The organism is Brenneria roseae subsp. americana (assembly GCF_003115815.1).
Lineage (GTDB): Bacteria > Pseudomonadota > Gammaproteobacteria > Enterobacterales > Enterobacteriaceae > Brenneria > Brenneria roseae.
This window is the reverse complement of the sequence record NZ_QDKJ01000012.1, coordinates 135,401-149,433: the sequence shown is the minus strand read 5'-3', so window position 1 is coordinate 149,433 and position 14,033 is coordinate 135,401. Positions and strand designations below refer to the sequence as shown.

Sequence of the window (14,033 nt, the reverse complement as noted above, 5' to 3'; positions counted from 1 at the left end):
TCTGTGCTGCTGTCGGTGCTGTCGGCGTGCCGGTCAGCGCAGGGCTGGCTTTCGGTGCATATTGCGTATGTGGGTCTGCGGCGGCAACGTGGAGCCCCATCAAATTATCGGCATACGCCTTAACCTCTATCACTGCTTCATCAACATAACCCCGCGTCGCCAGTACCACTGCCGGATCGATTTTCAGCGTCACGGCAGCGGCGTTGCTGACAATCAAAATCATGCGCACAGTCTGAATGCGGCCACTCCCCTCCTGTAACAGTGGCTTGTAGGTTTCCGGGCAGTTGGCAATAGCAATCAGATTATCGTCGTCGTCAAACAGGCCGATCTCTCGTATCCAAAACCCCCCTTCGTTTTCTGGAATGACCTGTTCGGCGATGATTTGACTGGTATTATCTGGATCAACAATCAGGGCATTAATCACCCCCCGGCGTTTTTCGTTAATCAATTCTGTTTGTGCCGGGTTGGGCGTCGGCAGCGTGCCGCCACCATCCCCTACTGCCATTTTTGTTATGGATAAACGGCTTCCCAGCACGGTGGCGTTCGCCAGTTTAGCTACACCGATATTAGTTAATAGGGCGAAATAGGTTGCACTCATGCTGTTACGCTCACGTTGTCAATTAAGTGAATAGCCGCCCCGGTAACATCCAGTGTCGTGACGGTCAGAGTTTCAGGGAAATACGGATAAACAGTCAGGTCGTCACCGCTGTATGTAGTGACAGCGACATAGGCCGCGCCGTGCGTATCAAGATTAATATTCAGCCCGAGTAGGTGACGGCTCACGGGCTTAGCATCGGCAATCAGTCGCTCAAGCTCTAAAAAGATTTCATCTGTAATGCCGTTGTTTTGTACGCCAATATCAAGACGAAACGTACCCGGAGTCTCGTCAGACTGCCACCACTCGATAATACGGATCAGATAGCCAAACGGTTCAACAACGCGCCGTAGCGCAGCGATAGTTCCCTTTTGGCGATGTACCAACCAGGCAGACCTGATCACCTGGCGCTTTGTTTGCTCTGACCAACGTTTATCCCAACGATCGACAGATAGCGCCCACGCCAGATAGGGGAGTAGTTCAACAGGGCACCGATCCGCGTGCCATAGCGTATTAAGATCAACTGGCAGATCGTTAATTATCTGAAACGCCTTAACCACGTTGCGCATAAAGTCACTGGCAGAAGGCGGTAGCAGGCTGTTATTCATCTGTCCCCCCATCCTCAATAGTGAATGTTTCGCAATAAGCCGCTTGGATATCGCTGATCACAATATCTGCCGCCGGTTCGAGAAGCTCTACACGTTGCACACCCTGGACATGCAGCGCCGCCATAATTGCCGATCGTGCAACATCACGCCCAATATTGCCGTGTCCACCAATCCATGATTCCAACGCTGCCTGCGCCGCTTTATAAATGGGTTCCGATTCCGGGCCTGGGTAGAGATAGATCCGGGCGTTAATGTGGTAACTGACGATTTCCGCGCTTTGCACGGTCAAACGATCACCAACCGGTCTCTTATCTTCGGCAGATAGCGCTGCTTCAACAGTTGCCAGCAATTCATCAGAGGCCGAGCCGTTCCCGTCGAACGAAAGCACGGACACGACTACCGCCGCTGGCGAGGGGCTGGTTGCTTTAGCATCCCTGACTTTGCCGCTCGAACTCTTTGCAAAATACTCATATGCGCCAGTTGGCCCGGCTACGCTCAGCCCTTCAAACGCAGATTGCGCACGCAGGCGAAACGCATCATCGCCTTCCATGACTGCGGCGGCAGTTTCCGTAGCTTCTGTGATAACCAGGCGTTCTGTACTCAGGTTCACTGCCAGGTTATCCAGATCGCCAGAAACCGAATGACTGAGCATGCAAGCCGCAGCGCCTTCGTTAATTCGCTGGCGTAGCATCATTTCCCGATAAGCAACCACTTGCACAATCTGGTTCAATGGCTCTGACTCCAGTTCAAGCGCGGCAGCAACAGATGTTTGCTGGTCAGCAGGGAAGGCAGCGATCATGACCGCTTTCACGTCCCGTAAAATCACTTCAAAGTCCAGCACTTCAATGATCTGCGGCTGGGGTAACTGCGATAAATCAACTGTTGCCACTGTTAGCCCCTCGTATCGTTACCGTTCCGCCGCTTGATTCCATCGTCTCAGTGATCAGCCCGTTCAGCGATGCTTCGACTTCTCCAGATGCGGAATAGGTAATATCCACCGTGTTCAGAGCGATCCGAGGCTCCCAGCGTGTTAACGCAATAACCGTAGCGCTCATCAACTGCATGCGAGTGACTTCGTTCTGAGGCGCGTCAATCAAATCAGGCACGATCGAACCATAATCACGACGCATTACCCTTGAGCCGATCGGCGTGGTCAATATGTCGCGCACGGACTGCCACAGGTGATCGCTGTCTGTCAGTGTTCCCAGACGATCCGGATTCATACCGACATAACGTGTTGTCACTTGATGCCCTCCGTCCAACTACCGCCACGCTCCACGCCGCCGTGGTCATGTTCGTCAATCTGTACGCCGTTTGACTTGAACGCTCCGTTCGAATGATCAACATTGCCGCGTATCCTTCCGCCTTCGGTAATTTCGAGTGTTTTCGCCACAAGATGATCAGTGCATTCAACTACCGGGGTTTCCAGCGTTACGCCAACCGATGCGACAATGCGCGCCGTTTTCATTCCGCTGGCTTCCAAGGCGCTGGCGTCGGCGTCATATCGAACCGTCGCACCGTCCGGGGCTTTGATTACCATTTCATTGATACTACTGCCCGCCGCCGGATTTTCATCGCTGTACAAACTGCAAAGAATGACAGCGGTTTCTGGATTGCCACCGATGCAGCCCAGCAAAACCTGTTCACCCACAGATGGCGGAATCCAGATATTGAATGCCCCGGCGCGTGTCGTTTCCCAACGCAACCAATCCGTATTCAGTTCGCCGGAATTGACGCGGACGCGCCACGTATCAACATCTATCTCTGTTACCGTGCCGACGCGCAGCAAGTTACCCAGCAAGCGGAATAGTTCGGCGTTCATGACAGCCTCATTGATTCAATCATTTTCTCGGCAATGATCCGCCGGTCTGCTTCGCTCAGTCCAAGCAGCACGCGGCGCGGGTACGTCACCGACGCATTGCCGCCGACTTTATCTTTCAGTGCGAGCTGATGCACGCGGGCAATACGGGCAGCAACGCCTGAAAATCCCACCGTAGCGCCTGACGCATCCGCTTTAGTGCGCAGCCATTTGGCTGTTCTGAGTCTGCGGAACATAGGATCGGTTTTTGTCGTATCTTTTTTCGTTTGAGAAAAGTTGATATTGAGATAGCGTTCTATGTCGGCGCGATAAAACGAGCGGATGGCGCCGCGCCCATCATCGAAACCCGTAAGCATGCGCCCGCGCTTTCCGCGAGTAGCGCGCCAGTTTTTTAACTGCCTGGTTTCATCGTTCCAGACAAAGCTGATTCCGGCTTGCGAACGCAATACTTTGCGGCGGCGTTTCTCATACTGCGATCCGTCCGGGTTCTGCTGCCTGGCAATGCGTTGTTGCTGGCTGCGGCGCAGACCGATCGCAATGGCCCTGGCCGATGCACGGCGACCCTGCGCGGACATTCCCGACATGATGTTGTTAAACACGTCATCAAGCTGATGAAACAGATCGTTATCGCTCATGCGTCCGTCCCTTTAACCATTTCACCCTCAAAAACCGCATCCCATTCACTACCGATCAGCCGTGGGCGAGGTTCGGCCAGGTGTTTTGCTGTTACGGCGCCGCTTTCGTCGCGCGTGACAATCACCCGCTCCCATACCGGGATTTTGAAAAGCACGTCTGCTGTGTCATCGCTGGCAATATCCGCATCGAATTCAATCAGTTTGTTTTTGTCTGGGTTCAACAGCAGATCGGGCTGATTAACGCGCAGCCAGTCGAGGATCGGCAACGTGATATCGTCGATATTGCCGGGGTAATCCATGGCAAATACGCTAATCGGGTAGCGGTACATAAATGAGCTATCGTCACCGGCGATCTCAATAGAGCCTTTTTCAACCCAGACGGTTATCCGTTCCGGATTGGCCTTACACCAACGGTTTTTTTCTGCCAGCGCCGCGCGCAATGATTCAGCCTTTAGCATGGTTTATTCCCCATTATTCTCCGGTTTTCCCGCGTCTGGCGCGCCCGTGCGTTCCTGGCATTCGATGGTGATATCGACCTGATCGGCGCAGTCGGCCAATGCCGTTTCCGTCTCATCAAGCTGGTTATTCAGATCGCCGTTGGTCTGCGGGCTCGACGCCGGGAACCGGCACGGCGTCAGCTTCGGACAGCCATTTACGATAAGCGTTACCGCCGGAGAGAGCGGGGCGTTGCCGCAGCCTGACAATATCAGCAGGCAGAAGAGTGTCAGCCCAACGCTTAAGCTCTTGATTCTCACGTTTTAACCTCTCTATCAGTTTCTGCCGGCCGGATAATTCCGCGTGATTCTTTGCGGCCAACTCACGCAGCCGCGCCTGCGCTTCATCGCTGCGCTTTAGCTGGCCGGCCAATGCTTCAAGCTGGCTATTTTTTTCGCTCAGCGCATCCTGCTGCTGCTTTAACGTCTTGCTCTGCTGATCATTCAGTTGTTGAGCATGACTAAGCCGCCACGACTGCACGCCCAGGCCGGCCAGCAGTAACAGGATCGCCGCGCCGAAAATCAGCGCCGTTTTCATGCGACTTTCCCGCCCGCCTGCCGATAGGCGACCAGCAGACGATCAAGGCCATGCTCACGCTGACCATATCCGGCCCCCGGCAGCGAGGCCCAGATATTGCGGCATTTCGACACGGCAACATCGAACCGCCCGGCGATCACGTCATTCAGCGCGCCGCGCTCAGTGATGAGCCTGATCGCCAGCTTGTCCTGTGAATCGGGGCTAAAATCCGGCAGCGCCAACAATTTTTTGTAATGCGGCCAGTAACGGTAAAGCTGCTGATAACGCCCGGATGCCGTCGAGCGCTGCCCCTGCTTATTGAACACCTTGCCGGGACGTCCGGAGGCGAAAGGATGATCGCGGTAGTCGGTAAAAATCTCCGGCTTGCCGTCCATGCCGGTTACGATCACGTCATAGCCGCGGTTACGGGTTAACGGGTGATTCGCTGTTCCCTCCGAAAAGGCCAGCATATCTAGATACGCGATAACATTGGGTTGAGGTTGATTAGCCATTTTCGCCCCCGCTTGTCTCATCGTTTTTTTTGCTCAGTTGATTGGCGCGGCGCTGGATCAGCAGCTCAACGGTTTGATACCCGGCAATCCCCAACGCTGCGCCGATACCGTTAACCGCCAGCGGTGGCAGATCGGGAAACTGCACCAGCGCCACGCCTGCAATCATTGATACAAACCCACCCAGCAACACGCGACCGATAAACAACCGCAACGTGACGGGCTCGCTCCCTGCCAGCACTTTCCCTATGGCGATCATCACGCCGATAATGAACAGCGAAACCATGCTTTTTTCTGTTTCGTTCACAATTAACCCCAAAGCTGGATCGTCTGCGGCGTCTCGGCCTCAACGGTATCCGGCATTTCAACTGACTGACCAGCAGCCAGAAACAATTGACCGCTCAGGCCAGGATTGGCAGCAATAACCGCCTCGGTAACTCCCTCTGTGCGTCCATAGTGCCGATAGCACAACTGATCGACGGTATCGCCTTGCAATGCTTTCACTTTCACTAAAACACCTCCGCAAAATTGCGCACGGTGCCGATAATGTCGGAAATCGCCCAGCGCGCATCGCGCCACAGATCCGCTGCTTGCAAGGTCAACGCGCTGGCGTGCTTCTCGCCTGCGTCGCCGGTCGTATCAACGTCTCGGTAGTTCTCAATAAGCAGCGCGCGGGCGACGCTGAACACCGCGCGGCGGTAGCGGTACACCTTCACGCTTTCATTGTTTATCTGCGCCGCAGGGACGAGCGCGAGCGATGCATAACCGGCGCTCGTCTGGCCGGACTGCCACTTCGCTAACTGGTCGGTGACATGCGCAACAGCCTCGATCACAACGTGCTTTAGCCGGGTTGTCGTCACTGCGCCGTTAATGCGCATTTCCATGCGAACATCACTTAGCGAGATCTCCGGCCAGAACGCGCCAGCGCTGATTTTCTCGCCGTTATCATCGGTATCAGGCACATCGTCAGCGGCAGCGGTGACGGCTCGCCCGGCAACAAGGCTCATAGCCAAAGCTCCTTAAAGGTTGGCGGTGAGCGAGTGGAGAAAAGCACACGCTACGCGTTGCAGATCTCCGCCCGCGCCGCCAGCGCACGGGGCGCAAGTCGGTTATTCGGTTTTTTCGGGCGCGGCTTTCTTTGCCGCAGCCTTGCGGGTCGTTGTTTTCCTGACTGTCGATGCCGTTTTGCGCGTCGTTTTACGGGCCGAGGTCTTACTTGTCGCTGTAGCCACCACAGCCGAATCTGACGATGCTTCAGCGCTTGCGTCATTCGTCGCGCTCTCTGTTGTATCCTCGCCGCCATCAGCCGCATTCCCGGCATCGCTTCCGGCCTCCGCATCGGCGGATTGGCTGTTTTTCTTAACCAAACGAGCCAGGCGCTCGATCTCTTTTTTCACCCCCGCGCCCGCATCCAGCTTTAACGCTTCGCGCAGGTATTCCAGTGCCGTCGCCTGGGTTTCGGTTCCATTTCTCAGCGCAAAGGCGCGGGTTTTAAACAGCTTGGCGCGAACCTGATCCGGCATGTCTTTGCCGTCAACAATCTGGGCGACCTCATCCAGCACGGCCAGATTAGTGGAAATATCGGCGCTATCGTCGGCTTTCACTTGAACCAAGATCGGATCGCAGATTTCTTCAACAAGTACAGTCGGCGCCGTGCGGTTAAAGCGGTCTGGCATGACAAGACCGTGAGTTACCACATAACGGCCAATACGTACCGCAAGTGGATAATTAGCGGCATCGATCGCCCATACCATCAGAGTGACAATCACTTCATCCTGTCGCCCGCTGTCCCCTTCAATCGTTCCCTCGATCCAGCCCTCGTAATGGGGGAGTAGCCTTTGCTTCATCGCGGCTTTCGCCTGATCAGACTGCACTTTGCGCAACGCGCTCTGATCCATGCGCAGCCGGTGCATAATTTGTTCATGTGCGGTGCGGGCGGTGTCTGTCTGCGTTTCCGCGTTGCCGTGACGCTCTGCCATGACCCGTTGAAAATGTTTTTGTGCCGGTGTCAGCATTATCCTGTCCCCGAATAGCGGCGGGCATAGCCCGCCTACGTGTCATTAACCGCCGTTTTCTGCCTGCGCAAAGGTTATGCCGTCGATAAACGCCACAGCGCCGAAATCTTCTACGACGAAATCGTCGTTAGACGACTGATAGGTCGCCACGCGGTTATAGTGAGGCTCCTCGCGGATGGTGCGGCGTAAACTTCCGTTCTGGAAGTACAACGACAGGTTTTTAAACGGCGTAATCAGAATGCCGGTTGCCGGGAAATACGGCGCGATAAATGTCGGCATATTGGCTACACGTTCCTGGGCGACAATCAACTGACCAGCTAACATTTCAGTGTTCGGATTGGTCTGGCTCATTGCGTTGATCGTCGGAAAATTACTGGTTGTCAGCAGGTCGCCAGCCAGGATCACAACATTGTCCGGGTTGCGTTTGTGCCATTCGTCCATTAGGCTGTTTTTTGCGTCGTACACTGCGGCAGTCACGTTACCGTAAGTACCTTTCGTAATAATGGTATTGTCCTGATCGCGAGAGGTAACGGTAACGTTGCTGATGATTCGATGCGGCGCTTGATTGCGAATTTTTTGCAACCATCCAATACCGCAATCTTGCAATAGCGGATTGGTAGCGCGATCTGACGGATCGGCGTAACTGGTGCCGTTGAAACCGATCATGATTCGGTCAAGCGACATCTGGCGCGCCATCGCCGCGCTGATCAGTGGCTGGAAATTTGGCTTGTGCGCCCACGCATCCAGCTGCGCATACTTCATTGCGTAGTCATAGTTGACTTTGCGGCAGGTATATTTATCCGCGTTCATATCTTCGTTTGAAGCTGGGTTGCGGCGCGTGGTTGTGCTGTTATTTACCCCAGCAAGCGGCCCCTTGCTTCCGATCAGGATTTTTTCCCCAATCTGCTCATCAACGCCAAACACATTGATTTGTTTCAGGAACGAGTCGCTTTCCTGTGCCGCCGCTTCCAGCTTCTGCTGTGCCGCTGGATCAACGCTGAATTGTGCGGCAACTGCCGCAGGCGTTACGCCGTTTAGTTCCGCCTGTCGGGCCACGTACTGGTCAAACAGTTTGCGAGTGGTATTTCTCATGTTTGGGTTCTCTCGTTTCTGATTATCAGTAGTCAGCCAACTGGACGTTGCCGCCGCCGCTTGCTGCCGGACGCTGGCTAAAATTTCCGTCTGTGCCTTCCAGCTTCTGTTGCAGTGCGGCCAGATCGGCGGACAGCTTTTCAATAGCTTGCTTATCACCGGCGCGCGCCTGTTCTGCGGCGCTGAACTGGTCGCTTAAATCGGTCTGGGATTGCGCCACGACTTCAACCGCTTGATGCACCTGGCTGAATCGCTCATCGTCGGTTTTCTTTCCTTTTCCCAGAATGCCCATAACGCGGGAAAACCATTCCTTTCCTGAGTCAGAGCGCCCCTGATCTGCCTGGATCAAATCCGCTTCAATGGCTGCGGTGAACATCGTAGGCTCTGCATCCGCCGCGCTGAATCGCATGATTTCCCCGCGCTTCTCAGCCGCAAATTTCAGCTTGTCAGTTCCCAGGCTTGCCGGGGTATCCGTCATTGCCAGACCAACCAGATAAGGGCCGTTAGTCAGCGAAAACTTGGGGTGAATTTCGACGCTGGAATAAATCTTTTTCCCGTCATCGGTCATGGCCTTCATGCGGTCAGTAGGATCGATCTCAGCGAACAACGCCGCCTCGCCAGTCAACGGCCCCTCTGAAATATCCTCAGCAGAAAGCGCCAGTACATCACCCATTGCACAAAAGGTGCTGTCTGGGAACGGTGATAGATAATGCTCAATGTTCACGCGGGCGCCGTAAACCGCCGGGTTATATGCCGCCGCCATCGCGTGAATTTGATCGCGGGTAACAGTTCGGCCGTCAATTGTCGTGCCGGACGTCATCACGCGGAATTTTTTACGTGTATTCGTCTTACTTGCCATGTTTGCCTGCTCACCAATGTTTAGCTCCTGGTGATGATTCCATGCCGCACGCCCCCCCCTCAACGCCTTGTTGTTGTAGGGGAAATGTCACAACCGGCACCGCAAGAAACTACCCGCGCGCGCGGGTTAATCTCCCTGCCATGAACAGGGGGGAGCGATGGCGGTTCAGGAAGCATTTATCAGACTGCGGGCACGGCAACTTTACTGGCAGGGATACCCGCCAGCGGAAATCTCGCGCCTGATGGGCATCAATCAAAATACGGTTTACGCCTGGAAAAAACGCGATGAATGGGACGAAACACCCCCGATCCAGCGTGTTACTACGTCTATTGATGCGCGACTTGTTCAACTGACCGCGAAAGAGAAAAAGACCGGTGGCGATTTTAAAGAAATTGACCTGTTGACGCGCCAGTTAAAGAAACTGGATAACGGCACAGCAGCGACGCAGCCAAAAAAGAAAGTACGAAAGAAGCAAAATTCCTTTTCAGAGACGCAGATCGCCGCATTGCGGGCGAATATCCTCGACTCGCTTCACTGGCATCAACGCGGCTGGTATGAAAACCATCATTACCGGAACCGCGCGATCCTTAAGTCCCGCCAGATTGGGGCGACCTGGTACTTTGCCCGCGAGGCACTATTGCGGGCGTTGGTCGATGATGTGAAGTACAAGCATCAACGCAATCAAATATTTTTATCAGCCAGCCGGCGTCAGGCGTATCAGTTTCGCAGTTTTATCCGCTCCGCAGCGGAAGAGGTGGATGTTGAACTGAAAGGCGGCGACATGATCCAACTGTTCAACGGCGCAGAGCTTCATTTTCTCGGTACCTCGGCAGCGACGGCGCAGTCTTACACCGGCAACCTGTATTTTGATGAATTTTTTTGGGTAGGCCGGTTCGCCGACTTAAAAAAAGTGGCGGGGGCAATGGCAACCCTGAAAGGGCTTACTCGCACCTATTTTTCTACCCCTTCAGCGGAAAGCCATGAGGCTTATCCGTTCTGGACGGGAGAAGCCTTTAACAAAGGGCGCAGGAATGGCAAGCGCATTGAATTTGATACGTCATGGAAAACGCTTAACAGCGGTTTGATGTGCCCGGATAACGTTTGGCGGCAGATCGTCACGCTACAGGACGCCATCGATCACGGCTGGGATTTAACGGATATTGAGGAAATCCAGCAGGAGAACAGCCCGGAAGAGTACGACAACCTATACGGCTGTCAGTTTATCCGCACCGGTGAAGCTGCTTTCGATTACAACATGCTACTGACCTGCGGCGCAGATGGTTATGACGACTGGCCGGACTGGAAACCCTACGCCATGCGACCAATGGCCGATCGTCCGGTATGGATTGGTTACGACCCCAACGGCGCAAGCGGTAAAGGCGACAGCGGGGCGATCTCCGTCAACGCGGCGCCGCTCATCCCCGGCGGCAAATTCCGCACTATTGAAACGCTACGCGTCCGAGGTATGGAGTTTGAAGCGCAGGCCGCGCTGATTATCAACATGCTATCCCGCTACAACGTCCAGCACATCGGCATTGACGGCCAAGGTATTGGCGAGGCGGTTTATCAGTTAGTTAGGAAAAGATTTCCGGCGGCAGTGTGTTATCAGTTCTCAGCATCCAGCAAGCGCATGTTGGTATTGAAAATGTTACAGCTTATTCGCGGCGGACGCTGGGAATATGACCGGGGAGAGTACGATCTGATCACCGCTTTTAACTCAGTTCGCAAGGTTGTTACGCCTGGCGGGGTTATCACCTATGACACTGACCGCTCGCGCGGCGTCAGTCACGGCGATCTGGCCTGGGCGACCATGCTATCAATTATTAACGAACCGCTGGGACAAGAAGGCGGCGGCGGAATGACGGTTACGGAGTATTAAAATTGAGCAGACGAAAATCACCGCGCGGGCGGCATAGCGCCACGGCGCAGACGGATCTGGCGACAGAACTACAAAAACTCCCAGGCCTGAGTACGTTCACTTTCGACGGGCCTTGGCCGGTTACATCTGCCTATGATCTGTTGGACTCGATGTATTGCGCCGACAATGGCCGGTACTACGAGACGCCGATCAGCTGGTACGGCCTGGCTCGCCAGTCCGGGCATGCAAGCTGGCACCAGTCTGCACTGATGTTCAAGCGTAATGTGCTGGCCGGTTGTTTCGTCCCCAACAAGCTGCTATCGCGCCAAGTATTCTCAGCGTTCGCATTAGACTGGTTCGTTTTCGGTAATGCCTACCTGGAATTACGTAAAAACGTGCTCGGCGGTGCTCTGGCGCTGCGTCACGTTCTGGCGAAATATACACGGCGCGGATCTGATTTAGATACCTATTGGTTTATCCAATCCGGGCTTGATGATTACTCATTTAAGACTGGTGACGTTTGCCACCTTATCAACCCCGACATTCATCAGGAAATCTACGGCATGCCGGAATACCTGGCCGGGCTGCTATCCGCTAATCTGTCACACTCCGCTGATATGTTTCGCAAACTGTACTACGACAACGGCAGTCATGCGGGATGCATCGTTTACGTTAACAGCGCCATTGCCGATCAGGAGAGTTTGGACAAACTTAAAAAGACGCTGACGGACACGCGGCGAGGCGGGGCATTCAAAAACATACTGCTGCATGCACCGAATGGCGGTAAGGACTCAGTGCAGATTTTGCCATTCAGTCAGATATCGGCAAAGGATGAATTCATCGGCGTTAAGTCTGCCACGCGTGACGATATCCTGGCCGCGCACCGTGTGCCGCCGCAATTGATGGGCGCTATACCAGAAGGTAATGGATCGTTTGGGGATATTGAAAAGGCCGCAAAGGTATTCGCTATCAACGAACTAACCCCAGTGATGGAAGCTATGAAGTATGTAAACGACTGGATCGGCGAGGAAGTGATCCGCTTCAACCCCTACGCGCTATTAGATACTGGCAAATAATCACCGCCGCCATGCTGCTGGCCTGCGGCATGGCGATCCAGGTAACATAGTCATTGCTGGCTATTCCGGCCAACGCCCCAATAACTCCCCATACGCCAGGCATCGAGCATAGCCGCAACTAATCCATTGAGCGGCCCACAGCTGGCACAGTCATTACCGGCTATGTCTTCCGGAATGACTATTTTTTCGCCGCCCGTATCGCAACCTATCAATACCGCGCCAGACGCCGCAGGCGACACACTGGCATGTTCTCCCGTTCCCATTCGACTTTTGCACCGATGCGGTGCGCGCTTCACAGCGGGCGATTCAGGCGGCACCAGCCCCCCCTACCTGACCCCCAAAGCGCGCGCTTGCTCCCCCGCCTCGCCCGCGCGCTAAACATGCGTGTTTTTATGCAATATCTCAGGGCAGGGGAAGTCGCGCCGGGACTGGCGGGGGACAGGGTTTGCCGATGTGAAAAACTTGTGCAAATTTGTGCAGAATCTTGCGGTGATTTTTTCCAAAAAGAAAAACCCGCCAGGCGGGTTTTGTGAAGGAATATTTTTCGCTTACCGAACGGACGAAATGCGCTCCAAAGCCGCTTGTGCAAGGAACCCGGATCGGCTCTTAAATTCCGGGTTGCTCGCCACGCAGCGATCAATACGATCAATCAGTGATTTCGGTAGCGTGACGTTAATTTTTTCTGCGCCCCCCATTAATCGGGTCACGTCAATATCAACCACCGCCCAGGTGTAACCGGCGTATTCTACTTCTTTCGCCAACTCACCGACGGATGACACGTTGGGGATATCCTGGCCCATTTCGATCAACAGCTCAATATGACCGGTGATTGCTTCTTTGACGTTTGCTATCGCCTCATCAAGCGTATCACCCGCAGAAAAACAGCCTGGCAGATCCGGCACCGTTACGCCGTATGCGTGAGTATCATCGCCCGCTTCAATTGCCACTGGATAAAACATAATTCAGCCTCTTCGAGTAAGAGGGGATTAAATCCCCGCTTGTTTCCTGATGCTTTTTACCGTGCCTATCGGTAAATCCTTCTTAGGGTGTGGGATTGTCACTAATCCCGGTTTGCTGGGGTGTGTGAAATGGTGATGACTTCCGTTAACCCTTACCAGTTCCCACCCGTCGGCCTTGATTTCTGCTATTAACGTCCTGCTATCCATCCCTTTGCCCCGCTGCCCTTCGATAAAACAATAATAACCCCAATAACCCCAAACGGCAATCTTTTTAGGGTTATTGGAGTTATTTTTTATTTCGCGTCTATCTTGCTCAATGCCGTCATGATCGCCAGCCGTTCCGCCGGTGGTAACGCGGCATACTTCGTCTTCCACCGCTCCGCCTTGCGCTTAATACGCTGTCGATCGATATAGTCTCTTCCCGCGAAAGCCGCACTGTACGCCGCCCCGTCAGGATAGTTCATCCATAATTGTTCTGTGCGCGGCCCGCCGCGCGTCATCACCTGGAAGGTGATCGAACGCCAATCGTGCAGCAGTTCATCATAAAGTGCGGAGGGGTAACCGGAAATCATCACGCTGGCCGGCACGCTGCGCAGTATGGCGATCAGCGCGCGGTGATCGTCGGCGCTGTATTCATGCCGGTAGCGGTTCCGGCTGGTGCGGGTTTCGGGCAGGTAGGGCGGATCGGCATAAATCAACGTGCGGCCATATTTTTCAAATGGAACCGCGCGCAGCAACTTCACCGCGTCGCCCACTTCAATCATTAGCCGTTCTTCCTGGCTATCCAGAAAATCCGGGTTGAACTGACAGAATTTTTCTACTGTGATCATGTCTATATCCCAGCAGATAGAACGCAGCGCCGGCGGCTTGCGCAGCATCACCGTGCCACCGCCCAAGTGCGTTTCTATGTAGGTGTCGTGCGGCGGCATATTAGCAATGATTTTCTGATATGCGCCCGATGCCGCCTTACTCCCCAAATACCCCATATTTCCCCCTT

21 protein-coding genes and 1 pseudogene are annotated in these 14,033 nt (G+C 54.3%); 2 read left to right on the top strand and 20 right to left on the bottom strand.

The features are described 5' to 3' along the window. The 16 genes and pseudogenes from B4923_RS15615 to B4923_RS15545 form a co-directional block, all read right to left on the bottom strand. A partial coding sequence (locus B4923_RS15615) for a phage tail protein (protein WP_211313967.1) occupies positions 1–598 on the bottom strand: 598 nt, incomplete at its 3' end. Further along, a complete protein-coding gene (locus B4923_RS15610) occupies positions 595–1,203 on the bottom strand; it encodes a phage tail protein I (protein WP_109055292.1) in 609 nt (202 codons plus the stop codon). The genes B4923_RS15610 and B4923_RS15615, both read right to left, overlap by 4 nt. After that, positions 1,196–2,092, bottom strand: a complete 897-nt coding sequence (locus B4923_RS15605) for a baseplate assembly protein (RefSeq protein WP_109055291.1) — start codon at positions 2,090–2,092, stop codon at positions 1,196–1,198. Before B4923_RS15605 ends, B4923_RS15610 begins: the two co-directional genes overlap by 8 nt. Then, a complete protein-coding gene (locus B4923_RS15600; protein WP_211313966.1) occupies positions 2,079–2,447 on the bottom strand; it encodes a GPW/gp25 family protein in 369 nt (122 codons plus the stop codon). Before B4923_RS15600 ends, B4923_RS15605 begins: the two co-directional genes overlap by 14 nt. After that, positions 2,444–3,025 carry a phage baseplate assembly protein V gene (locus tag B4923_RS15595; protein WP_109055290.1) on the bottom strand — a complete coding sequence of 194 codons (582 nt, stop codon included), beginning with the start codon at positions 3,023–3,025 and terminating at the stop codon, positions 2,444–2,446. Before B4923_RS15595 ends, B4923_RS15600 begins: the two co-directional genes overlap by 4 nt. Then, positions 3,022–3,657 (bottom strand): phage virion morphogenesis protein, encoded by a 636-nt coding sequence (locus B4923_RS15590; protein WP_109055289.1) that lies wholly within the window; start codon positions 3,655–3,657, stop codon positions 3,022–3,024. The genes B4923_RS15595 and B4923_RS15590 overlap by 4 nt, the downstream gene beginning before the upstream one ends. Beyond that, entirely contained in the window at positions 3,654–4,115 is a 462-nt protein-coding gene (locus tag B4923_RS15585) for a phage tail protein (RefSeq protein WP_109055288.1), read from the bottom strand. The genes B4923_RS15590 and B4923_RS15585 overlap by 4 nt, the downstream gene beginning before the upstream one ends. A gap of 3 nt (positions 4,116–4,118) precedes the next feature. Further along, positions 4,119–4,412: an Rz1-like lysis system protein LysC gene (lysC, locus tag B4923_RS21120; protein ID WP_245929608.1), complete on the bottom strand. Its 294-nt coding sequence runs from the start codon at positions 4,410–4,412 to the stop codon at positions 4,119–4,121. Then, positions 4,333–4,689 (bottom strand): annotated as a pseudogene (gene lysB / locus B4923_RS15580) (Rz-like lysis system protein LysB); the annotation flags it as partial. The gene lysC and the pseudogene lysB, both read right to left, overlap by 80 nt. Beyond that, complete coding sequence (locus tag B4923_RS15575; protein WP_109055286.1) at positions 4,686–5,180, bottom strand: glycoside hydrolase family 24 protein; 495 nt, start codon at positions 5,178–5,180, stop codon at positions 4,686–4,688. The gene B4923_RS15575 and the pseudogene lysB, both read right to left, overlap by 4 nt. Continuing rightward, positions 5,173–5,484, bottom strand: coding sequence for a phage holin family protein (locus tag B4923_RS15570; protein ID WP_109055285.1), 312 nt, complete (start codon positions 5,482–5,484; stop codon positions 5,173–5,175). Before B4923_RS15570 ends, B4923_RS15575 begins: the two co-directional genes overlap by 8 nt. 2 nt (positions 5,485–5,486) lie before the next feature. Beyond that, on the bottom strand, positions 5,487–5,687 hold the full coding sequence (locus B4923_RS15565; RefSeq protein WP_109055284.1) for a tail protein X: 201 nt from the start codon (positions 5,685–5,687) through the stop codon (positions 5,487–5,489). After that, positions 5,687–6,184: a head completion/stabilization protein gene (locus B4923_RS15560; RefSeq protein ID WP_109055283.1), complete on the bottom strand. Its 498-nt coding sequence runs from the start codon at positions 6,182–6,184 to the stop codon at positions 5,687–5,689. The genes B4923_RS15565 and B4923_RS15560 overlap by 1 nt, the downstream gene beginning before the upstream one ends. A gap of 102 nt (positions 6,185–6,286) precedes the next feature. Next, on the bottom strand, positions 6,287–7,192 hold the full coding sequence (gpM, locus tag B4923_RS15555) for a phage terminase small subunit (RefSeq protein ID WP_109055282.1): 906 nt from the start codon (positions 7,190–7,192) through the stop codon (positions 6,287–6,289). A gap of 45 nt (positions 7,193–7,237) precedes the next feature. Beyond that, complete coding sequence (locus tag B4923_RS15550; RefSeq protein ID WP_109055281.1) at positions 7,238–8,284, bottom strand: phage major capsid protein, P2 family; 1,047 nt, start codon at positions 8,282–8,284, stop codon at positions 7,238–7,240. Between the two features lie 25 nt (positions 8,285–8,309). Further along, positions 8,310–9,143 carry a GPO family capsid scaffolding protein gene (locus tag B4923_RS15545; RefSeq protein WP_109055280.1) on the bottom strand — a complete coding sequence of 278 codons (834 nt, stop codon included), beginning with the start codon at positions 9,141–9,143 and terminating at the stop codon, positions 8,310–8,312. 157 nt (positions 9,144–9,300) lie between these two features. Here B4923_RS15545 and B4923_RS15540 point away from each other — a divergent pair, with 157 nt between their 5' ends. Both B4923_RS15540 and B4923_RS15535 read left to right on the top strand, forming a co-directional pair. Further along, positions 9,301–11,022: a terminase large subunit domain-containing protein gene (locus B4923_RS15540; protein ID WP_109055279.1), complete on the top strand. Its 1,722-nt coding sequence runs from the start codon at positions 9,301–9,303 to the stop codon at positions 11,020–11,022. Between the two features lie 2 nt (positions 11,023–11,024). After that, on the top strand, positions 11,025–12,077 hold the full coding sequence (locus B4923_RS15535; RefSeq protein ID WP_109055278.1) for a phage portal protein: 1,053 nt from the start codon (positions 11,025–11,027) through the stop codon (positions 12,075–12,077). A 50-nt stretch (positions 12,078–12,127) separates the two neighbouring features. Here the strand turns inward: B4923_RS15535 and B4923_RS20805 are convergent, their stop codons facing one another. The 4 genes from B4923_RS20805 to B4923_RS15520 all read right to left on the bottom strand — a co-directional run bounded on the left by B4923_RS20805 (position 12,128) and on the right by B4923_RS15520 (position 14,022). Continuing rightward, the gene (locus tag B4923_RS20805; RefSeq protein WP_146187265.1) at positions 12,128–12,340 is read right to left on the bottom strand and encodes a hypothetical protein; all 213 of its coding nucleotides are present in this window, start codon (positions 12,338–12,340) and stop codon (positions 12,128–12,130) included. Positions 12,341–12,625: 285 nt separating this feature from the next. Next, complete coding sequence (locus tag B4923_RS15530) at positions 12,626–13,036, bottom strand: type II toxin-antitoxin system HicB family antitoxin (protein WP_109055277.1); 411 nt, start codon at positions 13,034–13,036, stop codon at positions 12,626–12,628. A gap of 27 nt (positions 13,037–13,063) precedes the next feature. Next, positions 13,064–13,243 (bottom strand): type II toxin-antitoxin system HicA family toxin, encoded by a 180-nt coding sequence (locus B4923_RS15525; protein ID WP_109055276.1) that lies wholly within the window; start codon positions 13,241–13,243, stop codon positions 13,064–13,066. A gap of 86 nt (positions 13,244–13,329) precedes the next feature. Next, on the bottom strand, positions 13,330–14,022 hold the full coding sequence (locus B4923_RS15520; RefSeq protein ID WP_109055275.1) for a DNA adenine methylase: 693 nt from the start codon (positions 14,020–14,022) through the stop codon (positions 13,330–13,332). Between the last annotated feature and the right edge of the window lie 11 nt (positions 14,023–14,033).